Source organism: Lentzea sp. NPDC003310 (genome assembly GCF_040610935.1).
Lineage (GTDB): Bacteria > Actinomycetota > Actinomycetes > Mycobacteriales > Pseudonocardiaceae > Lentzea.
Genome location: NZ_JBEXNC010000017.1, coordinates 112,244 through 129,976 on the forward strand (window position 1 = coordinate 112,244; position 17,733 = coordinate 129,976).

The 17,733-nt window shown below is 68.9% G+C and carries 16 protein-coding genes; 6 read left to right on the forward strand and 10 right to left on the reverse strand.

The features are described 5' to 3' along the window. Positions 1-26 precede the first annotated feature (26 nt). Positions 27-1,229 (forward strand): amidohydrolase family protein, encoded by a 1,203-nt coding sequence (locus ABZX02_RS31995; protein ID WP_355303734.1) that lies wholly within the window; start codon positions 27-29, stop codon positions 1,227-1,229. On the opposite strand, the gene ABZX02_RS32000 is transcribed toward ABZX02_RS31995, so the two are convergent. Beyond that, positions 1,230-2,234: a TerC family protein gene (locus tag ABZX02_RS32000; RefSeq protein WP_355303736.1), complete on the reverse strand. Its 1,005-nt coding sequence runs from the start codon at positions 2,232-2,234 to the stop codon at positions 1,230-1,232. It abuts the gene before it with no gap. A gap of 358 nt (positions 2,235-2,592) precedes the next feature. On the opposite strand from ABZX02_RS32000, the gene ABZX02_RS32005 reads away from it, so the two are divergent. Both ABZX02_RS32005 and ABZX02_RS32010 read left to right on the forward strand, forming a co-directional pair. Beyond that, positions 2,593-5,439 carry an alpha/beta fold hydrolase gene (locus tag ABZX02_RS32005; protein WP_355303738.1) on the forward strand — a complete coding sequence of 949 codons (2,847 nt, stop codon included), beginning with the start codon at positions 2,593-2,595 and terminating at the stop codon, positions 5,437-5,439. 225 nt (positions 5,440-5,664) lie between these two features. Further along, positions 5,665-6,591 (forward strand): ABC transporter permease subunit, encoded by a 927-nt coding sequence (locus tag ABZX02_RS32010; RefSeq protein WP_355303740.1) that lies wholly within the window; start codon positions 5,665-5,667, stop codon positions 6,589-6,591. 1 nt (position 6,592) lies between these two features. On the opposite strand, the gene ABZX02_RS32015 is transcribed toward ABZX02_RS32010, so the two are convergent. Next, positions 6,593-6,985, reverse strand: coding sequence for a VOC family protein (locus ABZX02_RS32015; protein WP_355303741.1), 393 nt, complete (start codon positions 6,983-6,985; stop codon positions 6,593-6,595). Between the two features lie 56 nt (positions 6,986-7,041). On the opposite strand from ABZX02_RS32015, the gene ABZX02_RS32020 reads away from it, so the two are divergent. Further along, positions 7,042-7,422: a VOC family protein gene (locus tag ABZX02_RS32020; RefSeq protein ID WP_355303743.1), complete on the forward strand. Its 381-nt coding sequence runs from the start codon at positions 7,042-7,044 to the stop codon at positions 7,420-7,422. Here ABZX02_RS32020 and ABZX02_RS32025 read toward each other — a convergent pair. The 5 genes from ABZX02_RS32025 to ABZX02_RS32045 all read right to left on the reverse strand — a co-directional run bounded on the left by ABZX02_RS32025 (position 7,419) and on the right by ABZX02_RS32045 (position 12,751). Continuing rightward, positions 7,419-7,769: an MmcQ/YjbR family DNA-binding protein gene (locus ABZX02_RS32025; RefSeq protein ID WP_355303745.1), complete on the reverse strand. Its 351-nt coding sequence runs from the start codon at positions 7,767-7,769 to the stop codon at positions 7,419-7,421. The two genes, ABZX02_RS32020 and ABZX02_RS32025, sit on opposite strands and share 4 nt — an antisense overlap. A gap of 8 nt (positions 7,770-7,777) precedes the next feature. Then, positions 7,778-8,209, reverse strand: a complete 432-nt coding sequence (locus tag ABZX02_RS32030) for a MarR family winged helix-turn-helix transcriptional regulator (protein ID WP_355303747.1) — start codon at positions 8,207-8,209, stop codon at positions 7,778-7,780. Positions 8,210-8,690: 481 nt separating this feature from the next. Then, on the reverse strand, positions 8,691-9,131 hold the full coding sequence (locus ABZX02_RS32035) for a DUF6193 family natural product biosynthesis protein (protein ID WP_355303749.1): 441 nt from the start codon (positions 9,129-9,131) through the stop codon (positions 8,691-8,693). Positions 9,132-9,423: 292 nt separating this feature from the next. Further along, positions 9,424-11,586 (reverse strand): excinuclease ABC subunit UvrB, encoded by a 2,163-nt coding sequence (gene uvrB, locus ABZX02_RS32040; protein WP_355303751.1) that lies wholly within the window; start codon positions 11,584-11,586, stop codon positions 9,424-9,426. 55 nt (positions 11,587-11,641) lie between these two features. Then, entirely contained in the window at positions 11,642-12,751 is a 1,110-nt protein-coding gene (locus ABZX02_RS32045) for a DUF5685 family protein (protein WP_355303752.1), read from the reverse strand. 50 nt (positions 12,752-12,801) lie between these two features. Here ABZX02_RS32045 and ABZX02_RS32050 point away from each other — a divergent pair, with 50 nt between their 5' ends. Continuing rightward, a complete protein-coding gene (locus tag ABZX02_RS32050) occupies positions 12,802-13,311 on the forward strand; it encodes a DUF402 domain-containing protein (RefSeq protein WP_355303754.1) in 510 nt (169 codons plus the stop codon). Positions 13,312-13,453: 142 nt separating this feature from the next. Next, entirely contained in the window at positions 13,454-13,918 is a 465-nt protein-coding gene (locus ABZX02_RS32055; RefSeq protein ID WP_355303756.1) for a hypothetical protein, read from the forward strand. Here ABZX02_RS32055 and coaE read toward each other — a convergent pair. The 3 genes from coaE to rpsA form a co-directional block, all read right to left on the reverse strand. Further along, positions 13,894-15,042 (reverse strand): dephospho-CoA kinase, encoded by a 1,149-nt coding sequence (gene coaE / locus ABZX02_RS32060; RefSeq protein ID WP_355303758.1) that lies wholly within the window; start codon positions 15,040-15,042, stop codon positions 13,894-13,896. The genes ABZX02_RS32055 and coaE overlap by 25 nt on opposite strands. 57 nt (positions 15,043-15,099) lie before the next feature. Then, a complete protein-coding gene (locus tag ABZX02_RS32065; protein ID WP_355303760.1) occupies positions 15,100-15,717 on the reverse strand; it encodes a hypothetical protein in 618 nt (205 codons plus the stop codon). A gap of 420 nt (positions 15,718-16,137) precedes the next feature. Next, positions 16,138-17,631: a 30S ribosomal protein S1 gene (rpsA, locus tag ABZX02_RS32070; RefSeq protein ID WP_355303762.1), complete on the reverse strand. Its 1,494-nt coding sequence runs from the start codon at positions 17,629-17,631 to the stop codon at positions 16,138-16,140. Positions 17,632-17,733: the final 102 nt, after the last annotated feature.

Sequence of the window (17,733 nt, forward strand, 5' to 3'; positions counted from 1 at the left end):
TTGACTCAGCGCTTAGATTCCCGCGTATGACGCGCATCGTGTTCTCTGGGGGCAGGGTCTTCACCGGCCGGGCGTTCGAGCCCGGCGACGTGGTGGTCGAGGGCGACCGCATCGTCGACGTGGGCATCGGACTCGACGGCGACACCAAGGTCGACGCGACCGGCCACACGATCCTGCCGGGGCTCTTCGACTGCCACGTGCACTTCATGTTCAGCGGCGCGGACCTGGTGCGCTCGCTCAACACGCCGTTCTCGCTGCCGTTCTACGAGGCGATCGGCAACATGAAGGCGACGCTGCAGTGCGGCATCACGACCGTCCGCGACGCGCTCGGCGCCGACCTCGGTGTCGCGGAGGCGGTCCGGCGCGGTCTGGTCCAGGGCCCGCGCATGCAGATCGCGGTCAACATGGTCTCGCAGACCGGCGGCCACAACGACGACTGGATGCAGTGCGGCGCCCACATCTCACCGCCGCTGCACCCCGGCCTGCCGGACACCGTCGCCGACGGACCCGAGGAGCTGCGCAAGGTCATCCGCACGCTGGTCCGGCACGGCGCGGACATCATCAAGATCGCGTCGAGCGGCGGGGTGATGTCCCCGCGCAGCAACCCGCGGCACGCGCACTTCCGCGACGAGGAGATCGCGATGATCGTGCAGGAGGCCAATGCCGCCGGCATCGCGGTGATGTCGCACGCGATGAGCGGCGACGGCATCCTCACGGCCGTGCGCAACGGCGTGCGGTCCATCGAGCACGGCGTGTTCCTCACCGACGAGGGCGTCGAGCAGATGCTCGAGCACGGCACGTGGCTCGTCCCCACGCTCATGGCGCCGCGCATGGTGCTCGACCAGGCCGCGGCCGGCGTGGCGATCTCGGAGGTCATCCTCGCCAAGGCGAACGCCGTTGTCGCGCAACACTTCCAGTCGTTCCAGAAGGCGCACCAGGCGGGCGTGAAGATCGCGATGGGCACGGACTCCGGTGTCGGCCCGCACGGCGACAACCTCACCGAGCTCACGTTGATGGTCGAGTACGGCATGTCGCCGGCCGAGGCGCTCTACGCGACCACGAAGTCCGCAGCCGAGCTGATGGGGCTCGAGAACGAACTCGGCGAGCTCGCCCCGGGCAAGCTCGCCGATCTCGTTCTCGTGGAGGGGGACGCCGAGCAGCACGTGAAGGCCGGAACGCTGAAGCAGGCCATCCGCGCCGTCTACCAGAACGGCGTTTCCCAGTTGTAGCTAGTGGTTCGCGTCGGCGCCGATGTGCTTCGCGGCCGACGGGTCGCGCCGCACCTTGAGGAGGCTGGCGATCGTCGTGATCGCCAGCACGCCGATGATCACCGACAGCGAGACCTCGATGCCGATGGTCGGCACGTGGAAGGGCTCGCCGCCGTTGAGGAACCAGAGGCTGTTGGTGTGCAGGGCTTCCAGGATCAGCTTGACGCCGATGAAGCCGAGAATCACCGACAGGCCGATCGACAGGTAGACGAGCTTCGCGAGCAGGCCGCCGAGCAGGAAGTACAGCTGGCGCAGGCCCATCAGCGCGAACGCGTTGGCCGTGAACACCAGGAACGGCTCCTTGGTGAGGCCGAAGATCGCGGGGATCGAGTCGAGCGCGAAGAGCAGGTCGGTGGAGCCGATCGCGACCATCACGATGAACATCGGGGTCACGAAGCGCTTGCCGTCGATCTTGATGAACGACTTGGAGCCGTGGTACTGGTCGGTGACCGGGAAAACCTTGCGCACCATGCGGAGCATGAGGTTTTCCTTGTACTCCTCCTCCTCGTCGTGGTTCTCCCGCGCCAGCTGCCAGCCGGTGTAGATGAGGAACGCGCCGAAGATGAAGAAGACCCAGCTGAACTGGCTGATGAGCGCCGCGCCGGCCGCGATGAAGATGCCGCGCATGACGAGGGCGAGCAGGATGCCGACCAGCAGCACCTTGTGCTGGTGGATCGCGGGCACCTTGAACGTCGTCATGATGATCAAGAAGATGAACAGGTTGTCGACGCTCAGCGAGTACTCGGTGATGTACCCGGCGAAGAACTCCGTGGCGTACTGCCCGCCGGAGAAGTACCAGATGCCGAGACCGAAGAGGGCGGCCACCGCCACGTAGAAGACCACCCAGCGGGCGGCTTCACCGATCGTCACCTCATGGGGCTTGCGATCGACGATCACGAGATCCACGGCTAGCAGAACGAGCAGACCACCGATCGTCGCGATCCACATCCATGCGGGGACGTTCACAACCCAACCTCCGGGATTCTCAGCGCACGCCAAATTCACCCGGAGGTCTCCTCCGCCGCCGAGATGATCTCTCGAACGACCGACGGCACCGGGACCTCGACACTGAGCTCCGTACTGACGACACCGCCGCTTAGGGAGTACTCCCCTCCATGCTGCGTGAATATTGTGCTCCATCAAGAGCGGTTAGCGCCACACAGGGTGAGCAGACCCACGCAACCAGGGACAACGGGAATACACAGCGTGTCGTTCGGGTTTGAACCGACCACTACCTGAAGGCACGCTGAAGATCCACACATGCTGAGACCGCGAGCGGATCCCGACAGGCCGTTCTCAGCGAAACTCGCATATCGTCATCGACGTGTCCCGCCTCTCCCGCCTTCGCGGCAGGTGGACGATCCCCGCATTGATCGTGGTACTCGCCCTCGTCGCAGGTGGCGTGTACTTCACTCGATCCGGAGACGACCCCGTAGCCGTTTCCTTCAAAGAAGCGAACATCGACGCACCCGAGAGCCCCGACAGCGCTCAGACGGTGACGATCGAGACCCGCCTCTACCTCCCCCAGCAGACGCCCGCGCCCGCGATCATGCTCGCGCACGGCTTCGGCGGCAGCCTCCGCAGCGTGCACACGCAGGCCGAGGAGTTCGCCCGCCGAGGGTTCGTCGTGCTGACGTGGTCCGCGCGCGGCTTCGGCCGCAGCACCGGGCAGATCGCGCTGAACTCGGTCGACCGCGAGGTCCGCGACGCGCAGAAGCTCCTCGACTTCCTCGGCACGCGTGACGAGGTGGAGAAGGACAGCGGCGGCGACCCGCGCGTGGGCGTGACAGGCGCGTCGTACGGCGGTGCGCTGTCGCTGCTGCTCGCGGGCGTCGACAAGCGCGTCGACACCCTCGTGCCGGTCATCACCTACAACGACCTCGCGCAGGCGTTGCTGCCGAACTCCGCGCTCGCGACACCGCGGGCGGACGCCACCCCGTCCGCCACGGCGTTCGGCGAGGACGGTGTCTTCAAGCGGTCGTGGGCGGGCATCTTCTTCTCCGCGGGCATGACGTCGATCGACCTCTCGTCGCCCACGGGCGAGGCGCCCGAGCAGGGGCAGCGGGAGACGAACCAGAACTCGGTGCAGGCACCGCAGCAGCAGCCGGGCGGCAACTCCGGCGCCGCGGGACTGCAGCCGCCGACGCCGTCGCTCGGCGCGTGCGGCCGCTTCACGCCCGAGGTCTGCGCCGCCTACACCGAGGTCGCCACGACGGGCCGTGCCTCGCAGCAGACGCTCGACCTGCTGCGCAAGTCGTCGCCGGTCGCCGTGACCGACCAGATCAAGCAGCCGACGATGCTGGTGCAGGGCGAGCAGGACACCCTGTTCGGTCTCGACCAGTCCGACGCCACCGCACGGCAGATCGCCTCGGCCGGCGGTCCGGTCAAGATGGTCTGGTACGCGGGTGGCCACGACGGCGGCAACCCCGGCACCGCGCTGCGCGGCGAGATCGCCGACTGGATGGACTTCCACCTGCGCGGCAAGGGCACCGACCCCGGCACCGGCTTCGAGTACACGGTGCAGGGCGCGTTCCGCTCGTCCGGCCAGCCGTCGCTGCGCACGGTCGTGGCGCCGTCCTACCCCGGTCTCGCCCAGGGCTCCTCGACCGAGCGCAAGACGCTGAAGCTCACCGGGCGCGAGCAGGTCGCGGTGAACCCGGCGGGCGGCAACCCGGCGGCCATCAGCAACCTGCCGGGCCTCGGCTCGGCGCTCTCGCGGTCGTCGGCGATCTCGTCGCGGCTGTCGCTCGACATGCCGGGCCAGGCCGCGGTGTTCCAGTCCGAGGAACTCACCTCGCAGGTGCTGCTGACCGGATCGTCGACGGTGCGGCTCAAGGTCGCGCGCGGTGACCAGTCGACCGGCGAGGCGATCCTGTTCGCGAAGCTCTACGACGTCTCGAAGGACGGCACGCGCGTGCTGCCGGGGTCGATCGTCGCGCCGTTCCGCGTGGCGCTGCCGCCGGACGGCTCGGCCGCCGAGGTGACCGTGACCCTGCCGGGTGCCGTCCGCCCGGTGGAGGCGGAGCACAAGCTGGCGCTCGTGGTGTCGACGACGGACCAGGCGTTCGCGAACGCCGAGCAGCCCGCCGCGTACCGCATCTCGCTGGCCGCCGACGAGATCTCGGTGCCGGTGGTGCCGGGCCGCAACGTGACCGAGGGCTTCCCGACCGGCGTCCTGTGGGGCATCGTGATCGCCCTGCTGGTGCTGATCGGTTCCGGCATCGTCGCGATGTTCCGCCGCCGCATGGCGCAGGACTCGGACCCCGACCTCGCCGGCGTGCCGCTGGTCATCTCGAACCTGACCAAGGCCTACCCCGGTGGCGTGAAGGCGGTGACGGACCTGTCGTTCCGCGTGGAGCACGGCATGGTCCTCGGTCTGCTCGGCCCGAACGGCGCCGGAAAGACCACGACGCTGCGCATGGTGATGGGCCTGATCCACCCGTCCGAGGGCCACATCCGGGTCTTCGGCCACAAGGTCACCCCCGGTGCCCCGGTGCTGTCGCGGATCGGTTCGTTCGTCGAGGGTTCGGGCTTCCTGCCGCACCTCTCCGGCGCGGCGAACCTGCGGCTGTACTGGGCGGCGACGGGCCGCCCGGAGGCCGAGGCGCACGTCGAGGAGGCGCTGGAGATCGCGGGCCTGGGCAAGGCGGTGCACCGCCGGGTGCGCACGTACAGCCAGGGCATGCGCCAGCGGCTCGCGATCGCGCAGGCGATGCTCGGCCTCCCGGACCTGCTGATCCTGGACGAGCCGGCCAACGGTCTCGACCCGCCCCAGATCCACCAGATGCGCGAGGTCCTGCGGCGCTACGCCGCGGCGGGCCGCACGGTCGTGGTGTCGTCGCACCTGCTGGCCGAGGTCGAGCAGACCTGTTCGCACGTGGTCGTGATGCACAAGGGCCAGCTCGTCGCGGCAGGCGAGGTGGCCGACATCGCGGCGGGAGGCGGCGAGGCGACGTTCCGCGTCGACTCCCCCTCGAAGGCAGCCGATGTCCTGCGGGGTCTCGAAGGCGTGCGCGACGTGCACGAGGACGACGACGCCGTGCACGCCTCGATGAACGGCGTTCCGCGCGCCGCCGCGCTGAACGCCCTCGTGGCGGCCGGCGTGGCGGTGGACTCGGCGGGCCCGCGACGCAGGCTGGAAGACGCGTTCTTGGAGCTGGTCGGTGAATGACTTCCTGATGGCGGCCGCCTCCGCGACCGCCCAGACCCACGCCGAGGCAGAGGTCCCCTCGTCGAGCGAGCGCACGCTGCTCGCCGGCGAAGGGGGTCCCCTTGACTCAATTATCCCAGGCGACCCTGACAATTCCGGGCCCGCCGAAGCCATACCGCTGGTGCGAACGGTCCTCACAGCCAACCCGAACCGCACCAAGGCACCACTCCGCCAGGAGGTGGACCGATGAGCGAGAACGGCGTCCACACCGATCCCGGCGCGCTCAACGACCTGACCGACGCAGCCGCCCAGACGCACACCGCGGTGGCGCCGGACGGCTCGGCGGTCGGCTACAAGGCACGCCGCACGCTGCGCATCCACGTGGAGCTGCAACGGCAGATCCGCCGCCGCAGGACCCAGCTCGTGCTGGGCTTCCTGGTGCTGCTGCCGTTCATCCTCGCGGCGAGCTTCGAGATCGGGCAGTCCGACCCGAACCGCCGCTCCGGCGGCTTCGTGGACCTCGCGACCGCCAGCGGCATCAACTTCGTGGTGCTCACGCTGTTCGTGAGCAGCAGCTTCCTGCTGCCGATGATCGTGGCGCTGTTCTTCGGCGACACGATCGCGTCCGAAGCGTCGTGGTCGAGCCTCAAGTACCTGCTGGCCGCACCGATCCCGCGGCACCGCCTGCTGCGCCAGAAGGCGATCAGCAGCGGCCTGCTCAGCGTCTTCGCCCTCGCCCTGCTCCCCGCGGTGGCGCTGGGCGTCGGCGTCGCCTGGTACGGCACGGGCGAGGTCGTGAGCCCGACCGGCGAGGCCGCCCCGTTCGGGGACGGCGTGCTCGCCATGGCGCTCGCGGTCGTCTACATCTCGATCAACCTGTTCTGGGTCGCGGGCCTCGCGATGTTCCTGTCCGTGTCCACCGACGCGCCTCTCGGCGCGGTCGGCGGCACGGTGCTCGTCTCGATCGTGTCGCAGATCCTGGACCAGATCGAGCCGCTCGGGGACCTGCGCAACTACCTGCCGACGCACTACGCGATGGCGTGGGCGGACCTGCTCTCGACCGACATCGACTGGTCGGAGATGGCCCGCGGCACGTTGTCCGCGCTGGTGTTCGGCGGCGTCTTCACGCTGCTCGCCGCGCGTCAGTTCAAGACGAAGGACATCACGAGCTAGCTCACTGCACGCAGAACTCGTTGCCCTCGGGGTCGAGCATCACGACCCAGTGGCCCTTGGCGTCGTTGAACTCCTGGACCTTGGTGGCGCCGAGGGACACGAGCCGATCAACCGCCTCCAGCCCGGCGTTCACGTCGAGGTGGAGGCGGTTTTTCGCTGTCTTGCCCTCCGGCACGCGCTGGAAGAAGAACCGCGGCCCCTTGCCCTCCGGGTCGATGATCGCCGAGTAGTCGTTGATCGACTCGAACGGGATGTTGTTCTTGACCGCGAAGTCCTCCCACGAGTCGAAGCCGGGAGGCGGCGGTTGCACGACGTAGCCGAGCGCGTCCGCCCAGAAGCCGGCCAGCTTGCCGGGGTCCGCCGCGTCCATCGTGACCTGGATTCCGATTGCCATGACAGCACCGTAAGACCCAATGCGGACAACGACTGTCCGGAGTAGCGTGCCGTGCCATGTCACGTCCTGTGCACTTCGAGATCCACGCCGCAGATCCCGAGCGGGCGCGGACCTTCTACACCTCGGTCTTCGGCTGGAAGATCGAGCAGTGGGGCGACATCCCCTACTGGACCGTCCTGACCGGCGACGACGAGCAGCCCGGTGTGAACGGCGGCCTGCTCCCGCGGCAGGGCCCCGATCCCGCGCCCGACGCACCGGTCCACGGGTACGTCATGACGATCAGCGTGCCCGACATCGACGTCGCCATCGCGGCGATCGAGGTCAACGGCGGCACCGTCGCACTGCCCAAGGACAAGATGCCCGGCGTGGGACTGCTCGCCTACTACAAGGACACCGAGAACAACATCTTCGGCATCATCCAGCCCGAAGAGCACTAGACGGCAGGCCGCTTCCCCTTGGGCAACCGCGCGACGACGGCCTCGTAGGAGCCGTCCACGAGCTCCAGCAGGTCGTCGTCAGGCACGGATCCCTTGAGCGCGACGGTGTTCCACCCGTAGCGCCCGACGTACCCGCTCACCGTGACGTCGCCGGGAAAGCGCTCTCGCCACACCGCGGCGGCCTCGGCGTCGGCTCCGCACTTCAGCCCGATGGTGTGCGCGTCGAGGCCGATGAAGGCGAACGCCTTCCCACCGACCTTGCACACGAGCTCGGCCTCGCCCCACGGGTACGTCTCCTCCGCGCCGGGCTTCGACGCGCAGTAGACGATCAACTCATCCAGTGTCACAGCAACGATTATCTCGCGCCGAACACCGCGACGAAACGAGTGAGCAGCCGCGCGAACACGACCCGTTCCTCCTCGTTCCAGTCCGCCATCGCCACGGCACAGGCACTTTGCCGCGCCCGGTGCAGCTCGGCCGAGGTCGCGCGACCCCGGGGTGTTCGCACGAGCAGAACCCTCCGGCCGTCGGCCTTGTCGGCGACGCGAGCGACGAGCCCGGCGTCGACGGCGCTGGTGACGAGCTTGCTGGCCCGTGGCTGGTCGACGTGCAAAGCCAAGGCAACGCTGGAAACCGTGGCCTGCGCACCGGCCCGCTCGGCCGATTCCACGACATCAAGAACGTCGAACGCCGGAACAGCCAACTCGGCCAGCGCCCTGCGTGACTGACTGCGCCGCACAGCGATCAGCGCCTGCTCCACCGCGGCAAGGTGGGAGTCCACATCCACCCCGAGATCATGGCCGCAAAGCGCGCTGACGAAAGCAGTCCGCGCACATCTCACCCCAGAGGGGGATTTACGGCGGGCGCGCAAATCGTTATGCAGCACTGGGATTACGCACCGCACACGGCGATCTAACCCACCGCGACGCGGGGCGCTCCACTATGGACAGGTGCGGTCCGGTAGCGACGGTGCCGGCACGCCGAAGCGGCTCATGTCGGACGGTTTACCGGCACTCGGGCGGGTCGGATGTGAGCGCCATGCACCTGCCGGTGGTGACGCCGGTGGTGACGTCGGTGGTGACGTCGGTGGTGACGTCGGTGGTGACGCCGTGGCGAGGCATCGCACCCGGCGCTCGGCTGGGGCGGCGGAGGGCTGTGCCGGCCTGCGGTGGTGAGCGCACGCCGAAGCCAGCCACACCGGACGATCGACCGGTACGACGTCGAGTCGGAGGTAGAGGGCTGGCAGCGCTCAGCAGCACAACGGCCAGTCAACCGGCACTCGGCTGACGGCCCTCCGGGCCTGGCGGTGGCGAGGGCACGCCGAGGCGGTCCAGTTCAGCCGCGACCACCCGCACCGCTGCGGCGGCGTCGTAGTCGACCTCGTGGTCCCGCTGCCGGTCTGCGGTCACCGCGAACCGGCCGCCGCCGAGCGCCCTCACCCACGGGCCGCCCAGCCGGTACGCGTGCGGAGCGACCCTGAACGACATCCACCAGTGCGAGGTGAACGGGTACAGCGGTCGCAGCCTGGGGTGTCGCATCGCCGCCGCGATGAACTCGTCCAGGCCGGGCTGGTTGCCCGCACGGGTCGTCTGCCACCGGAACTCGACCTCGTCGCCGCTCTCGTACGCGTCGGCGACAGCGACGAAGTCGGCGAACGGCCAGGCCGCGGCCAGCTCTCGCGCGGTGGCGCCGCCTAGCCACGCGGCCACTGAGCCGGTGAACCCGGCCAGGTCCGTTGTGGGTCAGGTCGCCCAGCTGCGTCCCGTACAGCCTCGGGCGCACGTGGAACTCGCGTTCGTCGCCCGTCAGCCGGACGTACACGGCGCGATCGCCATTGGTGACCGTGGCCTCTACGCCGTCGAAGGCGGTCGCGAAGGCCGCGAACTCGATGTCGCTTGCGGGACACGCCTCCCGGAGCACGGCTTCGAGGCCACCCTTGCCGATCACGTCCTGGTACGGCGACTCCCCCATGCCGTCCACGCTACCTGCGTAAATGACCTGTCATTTGACCCCCGCCGCGTCCATGCCCCGCAGTTCCTTCTTCAGGTCCTGGATCTCGTCGCGCAGCCGGGCCGCCAGCTCGAACTGCAGGTCGCGGGCCGCGTTCATCATCTGGTCCGTCAGCGACTGCACCAGGTCGGCCAGCTCCGACCGGGCCATGCCCGCCCGCTCGTGCGAGGCCACCACGCCGGAGGACCTGCCGCCCTCGCCCGTGGCTCGCTTGCCGCGCGACTGGTTGCGGCCCGAGCCGCCGACCGGCACCTCGTCCTCGGCCTCGGAGTAGACCGCCTCGAGGATGTCGGTGATCTTCTTGCGCAGCGGCTGCGGGTCGATGCCCCGCTCGGCGTTGTAGGCCATCTGCTTCTCGCGGCGACGGTTGGTCTCGTCGATCGCGTGGCGCATCGAGTCGGTGATCTTGTCCGCGTACATGTGGACCTCACCGGACACGTTGCGGGCCGCGCGGCCGATCGTCTGCACCAGCGACGTCCCGGAGCGCAGGAAGCCCTCCTTGTCGGCGTCGAGGATCGCCACCAGCGAGACCTCGGGGAGGTCGAGGCCCTCGCGGAGCAGGTTGATGCCGATCAGCACGTCGAACTCGCCGAGGCGGAGCTGGCGCAGCAGCTCGACCCGGCGCAGCGTGTCGACCTCGGAGTGCAGGTACCGGACGCGGATGCCCAGCTCCAGCAGGTAGTCCGTCAGGTCCTCGGCCATCTTCTTGGTCAGCGTGGTGACCAGGACGCGCTCGTCGCGCTCGGCCCGTTCGCGGATCGAGTGCACCAGGTCGTCGATCTGACCCTCGGTCGGCTTCACGACGACCTCGGGGTCGATCAGGCCGGTCGGGCGGATGACCTGCTCGACGAACTCGCCGCCGGACTGGCCCATCTCGTACGGGCCGGGGGTGGCCGACAGGTAGACGACCTGGCCGATCCGGTCGGCGAACTCCTCCCACGTGAGCGGGCGGTTGTCGAGCGCCGAGGGCAGCCGGAAGCCGTGCTCCACCAGGTTGCGCTTGCGGGACGCGTCGCCCTCGTACATGCCGCCGATCTGCGGCACCGTCACGTGCGACTCGTCGATGACCATCAGGAAGTCGTCCGGGAAGTAGTCGAGCAGCGTCGCCGGCGCCGTGCCCGCCCCGCGGCCGTCGATGTGGCGCGAGTAGTTCTCGATACCGTTGCAGAAGCCGACCTGCTTCATCATCTCCAGGTCGTACTGGGTGCGCATGCGCAGGCGCTGGGCCTCGAGCAGCTTGCCCTGCCGCTCCATCTGCGCGAGCGTCGTCTCCAACTCGGCCTCGATGTCGCGGATCGCGCGCTCCATGCGCTCCGGGCCCGCCACGTAGTGGGTCGCGGGGAAGATCCGGAGGTCCGAGACCTCCTTCACCACGTCGCCGGTGAGCGGGTGGAGGTAGTAGAGCTTGTCGATCTCGTCGCCGAAGAACTCGACGCGGACCGCGAGCTCCTCGTACGACGGGATGATCTCGACCGTGTCGCCGCGCACGCGGAACGAGCCGCGGGTGAACGACATGTCGTTGCGGGTGTACTGCACGTCGACCAGCAGGCGCAGGAACGCGTCGCGGTCGACCTCCACGCCCACCTCCAGCGGGATGGACCGGTCGAGGTACGACTGCGGCGTGCCCAGGCCGTAGATGCACGACACCGACGCGACCACGATGACGTCGCGCCGGGTCAGCAGCGACATCGTGGCCGAGTGGCGCAGGCGCTCCACGTCCTCGTTGATCGAGGAGTCCTTCTCGATGTACGTGTCCGTCTGCGGGATGTACGCCTCGGGCTGGTAGTAGTCGTAGTAGCTGACGAAGTACTCCACCGCGTTGTGCGGGAAGAGCTCCTTCAGCTCGTTCGCCAGCTGCGCCGCCAGCGTCTTGTTCGGCGCCATGACAAGCGTGGGGCGCTGCAGCTTCTCCACGAGCCACGCCGTGGTCGCCGACTTGCCGGTACCCGTGGCACCGAGCAGCACCACGTCGCGCTCGCCGGAGCGCACGCGGCGTTCGAGGTCCGCGATCGCCGCCGGCTGGTCGCCCGCCGGCTGGTACTCGCTGACCACGCGGAACTGCCCGTCGGTGCGGACGATGTCGCCGACGGGGCGGTGCTCGGAGTGCGCCTTGACGGTGCTTTCCTCTGACGGGAGCTCGGTTGCGAAAGCCACGGGAAGCACGGTACGCCGAGGGTCTGACAATTTCCGATTAGAGCTGGTCAGGGACCTAATCGCAGGGGCAGCAGCAACAGTCGCCGTTGCAGTTGCAGTTCGGGCCGCAGTCACCGCCGTCACACCCGTCGCGCCGCTTGTCGCTCCACGGACCGGGGAACGGGTCGCGGCAGCAGAACTGGCAGGTGCCGCACATGTAGAGGAACGCCCCGCAGCCCTCGAAGCACCCGCGCGGCTGCCGCTGCCAGTTGAGCCTCGGGTACGCCCACAGCCCGCTGCCGGGATCGGACCAGCTGTGCTCGTCCGGCGGGTACTGGTGGCGCTTGCGCTTGCCGAAGACCCGGATGACCGACTCCTCCAGCTCGTGCACCATCAGCTTGTGCATGAGGCGCCCGTCGGTGAACTCGACGTCCTTGAGCGCGAGCCTGATCCCGGCCAGGGCGTCCAGGCACAGCCGGTGCGCCTCCTCGACCGACGTCCCGGTGGCGAGCAGCGGGTTCCACGCCCCGGACGCGCGGTCCTCCTCCAGGTCCTCCGCGGCGTCGATCAGGTGGGCCACCCGGCCGAACAGCCGCCCGACCTCGCGCAACGGCTCCACGTTGCCCGGCCTGCCGGCGAGCACCGCGGTCTGCCCGACGGCGAACGCGGTCGCGGTCTCCGTCGGCTCGGTCACGACGAGCACGGAACTGCCCAGGCCGGCCGCGGCCTCCACGCCGGACTGCCGCCGGACCGCGTCCACCATCACCGACGCGTCGAACCCGAGGTCGGACGCCGTCTCCAGGCCCTTGGCGGCCCAGCGCCGCGCCATCGCGCGTCCCGCCCACGGCACCTTGGCGGCGAGCCCGTCGCCGTCGTCCACGTGGTCCTCGATCTTCAACGAGGCCAGCACCAGCGACACCGACGCCGCGAGCCGGGCCCCGTTCCCGATGGCCACGTCGGCGGACTTCATGCCGCGCAACGCGCACGGCCCCGCGGTCCGGCGTGAGACCGACGACTGCGCCTCGACAGCGGCCGAGATCATCAACCCGTCGTAGTTGGTGACGAAACGCGAGAGGTGACCGTGCTCGTCGCGCAACGACAGGCACATTCCACAGAGGTGAGAGAGCCACGCGGACCGCAGCTCAGCGCCCATTCTGTTGCGACAGGGGCGGATGATCCCGAACATGCGCGGCATCCTAAGTGGCCGCGGGGCCCGGCGATGGCAGTATCGCGGACGTGGCACACATCCATCCGCCGAAGATCGAGTACTTCGACCTGGACGCCAAGAGCAACACCGACCCCAAGGGGCAGCTGAGGAGCGTCGACGAGTTCCGGCTCACCCCGACCGGCCTCTACATGTTCCGGCCCCTCGCGGGCCACCCCAAGATCAGTCATTTCGAGAGCTGGTTCCTGCCCAAGCTGAACCTCCGCGTGACGCGGCAGTCGTGGCACCCCGGACACCAGCTCGACTTCGACTTCTACGTCGACGTCGTGGAGATCAACGCGATCGGCAGCGTCTGGAAAACAACCGATCTGTACCTCGACCTGATCGTCCGAACGGGCCACAGCGTGATCGTGCTGGACACGGACGAGTTGATCTCCGCAGTTCAGCACGACCTGATCTCGCCGGAACGCGCGCAATGGGCGCTGGAAACCACCTACTCGGCGGTGTCCGGCATTTCAGCGCACGGTCACGATGTGGTCCGGTGGCTCACCTATTCGGGTTGTCCTACGTCCTGGCGCTGATACACAGAGCGTGTTCGTCACCTGACCGTGACGTAACAAATCGACCCGGCGTGTAACTGGGAGCACATATTTGACTACGCTCGGCGGCGTGGGAGCGATCACTACACCTCAGTTGGTCGATGTCGTCGACACCTTTTCGGGCGTGCGCTCGTATTCGTCGGGTGGCTCGCGAACGCTCAGTTCGTGCGACGTCGAACGGTGGGGTCTGCGAATCGAACATCCCACGCCGGAAGACCCGTTCTCGGACTCCGAGGTCACCTGGCTGATGCCCGAACTGGGCCTGCGGCTGACCACCTACCGCCCGCGTTCCCGGCACGCGCGCAGCACCCCGAGCGTGCTGTCCGCGGTGCGGGTCGAGCGCGACCACCGCCACTGGCAGACCACCGACCTGCTGCTGGGACTCGCCGTCCCCGGCGGCACGGTGGCCCGCATCGTGCGCAGCGAGGACTTCGCCGCCGCGGTAGCGGGGAGGGTGCTGCGGCCGGGCGACGCCGACCAGGCGCTGCGCACGGTCCACCGCACCCTCGAAGAGCTCAGCAACGTCAACCACAACCTGACGTCGTGGCTGACGTGGCAGGGCATCTACGACGCCTGGCCGCCCCTGTAGGCCTCGACGCGTTCGACGGCCGCCTCCATCCACGGTTCCTTCGCTTCTCCGTAGGCGAAGGCGCCGGCGTCTCCCACGAACCGCTGGGACAGCTCCAGCTTGAGGTTCGCGTACTCCTCGCGCGCGGCCACGTCGTGCCGCAGCCAGTCGCGGAAGTCGGCGGCCCACCGCCAGTTGGCCGCTCCCTCGACGCGCAGGTGCAGGTTCACACGCCGTCCCGGGTCCGCGCCGGCGTGCAGCCGCTTGTCCCAGACCCCCTCGCCGTGCGGGGTGTCCTCGTACGGCCCGACGTACGGGAAACCGGCCTGCGCCAACGCCTCTCGCAGGTCGTCCGCCGCCTCCATGTCCTCGACGGCGAGCTGGAAGTCGAGCACGTCCTTCGCCGCGAGCCCCGGCACCGCCGTCGACCCGATGTGCTCCACGTGCCGGCCGCCCGCCGCCAGACTGATCCGCCGCGCGAGCCTGCGGGCCTGCGCGGGCCACCGCTCGTCGTAGGGCACGACGATCGGCGAGCTCGACGCGTACGACCGCGTGCGCACGTTCTTCTCGAAGCCCACCAACCGGTCCCACAACGCCGTGACGTCCGGGACCTCACCGCTGTTGTCGAGCCACACGTCCGCGACGGCCCGGCGCTGTTCGTCGGTGGCCTGCGCGGCGATCCGGTTCTCGGCGTCGCGCCGGTCCATCCCCCGGCTCGTGACGAGGCGCTCCAGCCGCGTCGCGGGGTCCGCGTGCACGACGATCACCAGGTGGTACACGGCCGCCATGTCCCGTTCCACGAGCAACGGGATGTCGTGCACGACGATCGCGTCCTCGGCCGCCTCGGCCATCCGCTGCCCGGTGAGCGCGCCGATCCGCGGGTGCGTGATCCCGTTGAGCGTCTGCCGGGCCTCCTCGGTCGCGAACGCCTTGGCCGCGAGCGCCGCCCGGTTCAGCGTGCCGTCCTCGTGCAGCACGTCCTCGCCGAACGCCTTGACGACCTCGGCGAGCCCGTCCGTGCCCGGCTCGAGCACCTCGCGCGCCAGCTTGTCCGCGTCGATCACCACGGCGCCGTTGTCCGCCAGCAGCCGCGCGATCGTCGACTTGCCGGACCCGATTCCCCCGGTCAACCCCACCCTGAGCATGCGGGTCAGGTTAGCGGGGCCGCTAGCGTCACGGCGTGAAGTCCGCTGTGGACACCGCTACAGCGGCGGGGTCATGGACTGCTGGGCCAGCACCGGCAGGACCGCGACCAGCTTCTCCTTGGGGATGAAGTTGTTCCGGTTGCGCACCACGAACGTCGACTTCCCCAGCGACCCGATGAGCAGCTGCTCGTCCTTGCCCTCGACCAGCGTGCCCTTCTGCTTGCCGACGTCGACCTCGGTGATCTTCGCGCCCTCGGCCCGCTCGGCCTCGACGCTCTCCGTGACCCTCGTCCGCGCCGTCAGGTCGTCGGTGTAGGTCGACAGCCCGATCACGATCTTGGCGTCGGGCAGGCCCTTCTTCTCGGGAATGCCGTAGTAGCAATCGATCTTCCCGGTGCGGCCGATCCCCGGTTCCTTGATGCCGATGATGATCCGGGGTTCGCCGGGCATTTCCTGGCCGAGCGTCGCGTTCATGACGTCGACCGGCACCACCAGCTCGCAGTCGTCCGGCAACGCCCGGTCCACCATCACCGGCGTCTTCGAGACGATCGTGGGCGGCGTGATCTTCGGGATCTGGGGCGGCGGCGCCTGAGTCTGCGGCACGGCGGTCGAGCAGGCGGTGCCGAAGGCCAGCACACCCGCGCCGAGTGCCACGACGAACTTGTTCCCACGCATAGGTTTGTCAACCTACACAACGAGGTTGGGCCTCCACCACAGAGTGAACGGGTGGTGGGTGGCGTGTCGTGGGCTGCGGCCAACGGGTGGGGCGGCGGGCGCGGTGGGGGCGGAGTGAGAGGGCGGCTAGCGCGGTGGGGGGCGGAGGCGACTGGCGCGAGGGGCGGCGGGGCAAGAGGGCAGCGAGGCGAGAGCGGTTGGACCGAGAGGCGGCGGGGCGGAGGCGGCGGAGTGGCACGGGTGACGGACCGAGGGCGGCGGCGAAGGAGCCCCGAGGTGGTGGCAAGGCAGCGTGCGGCAGAAGGCGCGGCGCCGGCGGCGTGAGGCGGTGCGAGGGCCGGACCGCCACGCCGAGGTAGCGAACGACGAAGGCCCCGCACTCCAGCGGAGTGCGGGGCCTTCGAAGGTCTAGCTAGCGACTCACATGCCGCCCGACAGCTTCTCGCGGAGCGCCGCGAGCTGCTCGTCGGAGGCCAGCGTGCCACCGGACTGCGCCGGGGCGCCGACCGAGGTGGTGCCGGAGGCGTCGCCGCCCGAGGTGTAGTTGCCCGCACCCTCGGCCGAAGCCTCTTCCTCGGCCTCGGCGGCCTTGCGGATCTGCTTCATGTGGGCCTCGTAACGAGTGTGCGCCTCGGCGTACTGGCGCTCCCACTCCTCACGCTGCTTGTCGAAGCCCTCGCCCCACTCCTGCGACTCCGGGTCGAAGCCTTCGGGGTAGATGTAGTTGCCCTGGTCGTCGTACTCGGCGGCCATGCCGTACTGGGTCGGGTCGAACTCGGAGTCGACCGTGAAGCCCTCGTTGGCCTGCTTGAGCGACAGCGAGATGCGGCGGCGGTCCAGGTCGATGTCGATGACCTTGACCATGACGTCGTCGCCGACCTGCACGACCTGCTCCGGGATCTCGACGTGGCGCTCGGCCAGCTCGGAGATGTGGACCAGGCCCTCGATGCCCTCGTCCACGCGGACGAACGCACCGAACGGAACCAGCTTCGTGACCTTGCCCGGCACGATCTGACCGATCGCGTGGGTGCGGGCGAACTGGCGCCACGGGTCTTCCTGCGTGGCCTTCAGCGACAGGGAGACGCGCTCGCGCTCCATGTCGACGTCGAGGACCTCGACGGTGACTTCCTGGCCGACCTCGACAACCTCGGACGGGTGGTCGATGTGCTTCCAGGACAGCTCCGAGACGTGGACGAGACCGTCGACGCCACCCAGGTCCACGAAGGCACCGAAGTTGACGATCGAGGACACGACGCCCTTGCGGACCTGGCCCTTCTGCAGCTGGTTGAGGAACTCGCTGCGGACCTCGGACTGGGTCTGCTCGAGCCACGCGCGGCGGGACAGGACCACGTTGTTGCGGTTCTTGTCCAGCTCGATGATCTTCGCCTCGAGCTCGCGGCCGACGTACGGCTGGAGGTCGCGGACGCGACGCATCTCGACGAGCGAGGCGGGGAGGAAGCCGCGGAGGCCGATGTCGAGGATGAGACCACCCTTGACGACCTCGATGACCGTGCCCTTGACGGGCTCGTCCTTCTCCTTGAGGGCCTCGATGGTGCCCCACGCGCGCTCGTACTGGGCGCGCTTCTTGGAGAGGATCAGACGGCCTTCCTTGTCCTCCTTCTGGAGAACAAGCGCCTCGACCTCGTCACCGACCTTGACGACCTCGTTGGGGTCGACGTCGTGCTTGATCGACAGTTCACGCGAGGGGATGACGCCCTCGGTCTTGTAGCCGATGTCGAGCAGGACCTCGTCCCGGTCGACCTTGACGATGGTGCCCTCAACGATGTCGCCGTCGTTGAAGTACTTGATCGTCTTGTCGATAGCTGCGAGGAAGTCCTCCTCCGTCCCGATGTCGTTGATCGCGACCTGCTTGGGAGCAGCGGCAACGGGGGCGGTGGTGGTGTCGGTGGACATTAGGTAGGTGGCTCCGGTACGGATTGGCATCGATGGCTTGGTAGTGGTGCGCGCGCAGCGTCGCAGCGACCTGGAATCCGGCGGTTCTGGATCATGGGCAGC

Excerpts from the sequence above, each read along its gene's own strand:
- ABZX02_RS32010 (WP_355303740.1), top strand. The coding sequence starts at position 5,665 with ATGAGCGAGAACGGCGTCCACACCGATCCCGGCGCGCTCAACGACCTG.
- coaE (WP_355303758.1), bottom strand. The coding sequence starts at position 15,042 with ATGCTCAGGGTGGGGTTGACCGGGGGAATCGGGTCCGGCAAGTCGACG.
- ABZX02_RS32020 (WP_355303743.1), top strand. The coding sequence starts at position 7,042 with ATGTCACGTCCTGTGCACTTCGAGATCCACGCCGCAGATCCCGAGCGG.
- ABZX02_RS32045 (WP_355303752.1), bottom strand. The coding sequence starts at position 12,751 with ATGTTCGGGATCATCCGCCCCTGTCGCAACAGAATGGGCGCTGAGCTG.
- ABZX02_RS32065 (WP_355303760.1), bottom strand. The coding sequence starts at position 15,717 with ATGCGTGGGAACAAGTTCGTCGTGGCACTCGGCGCGGGTGTGCTGGCC.
- rpsA (WP_355303762.1), bottom strand. The coding sequence starts at position 17,631 with ATGTCCACCGACACCACCACCGCCCCCGTTGCCGCTGCTCCCAAGCAG.
- ABZX02_RS32015 (WP_355303741.1), bottom strand. The coding sequence starts at position 6,985 with ATGGCAATCGGAATCCAGGTCACGATGGACGCGGCGGACCCCGGCAAG.
- ABZX02_RS31995 (WP_355303734.1), top strand. The coding sequence starts at position 27 with ATGACGCGCATCGTGTTCTCTGGGGGCAGGGTCTTCACCGGCCGGGCG.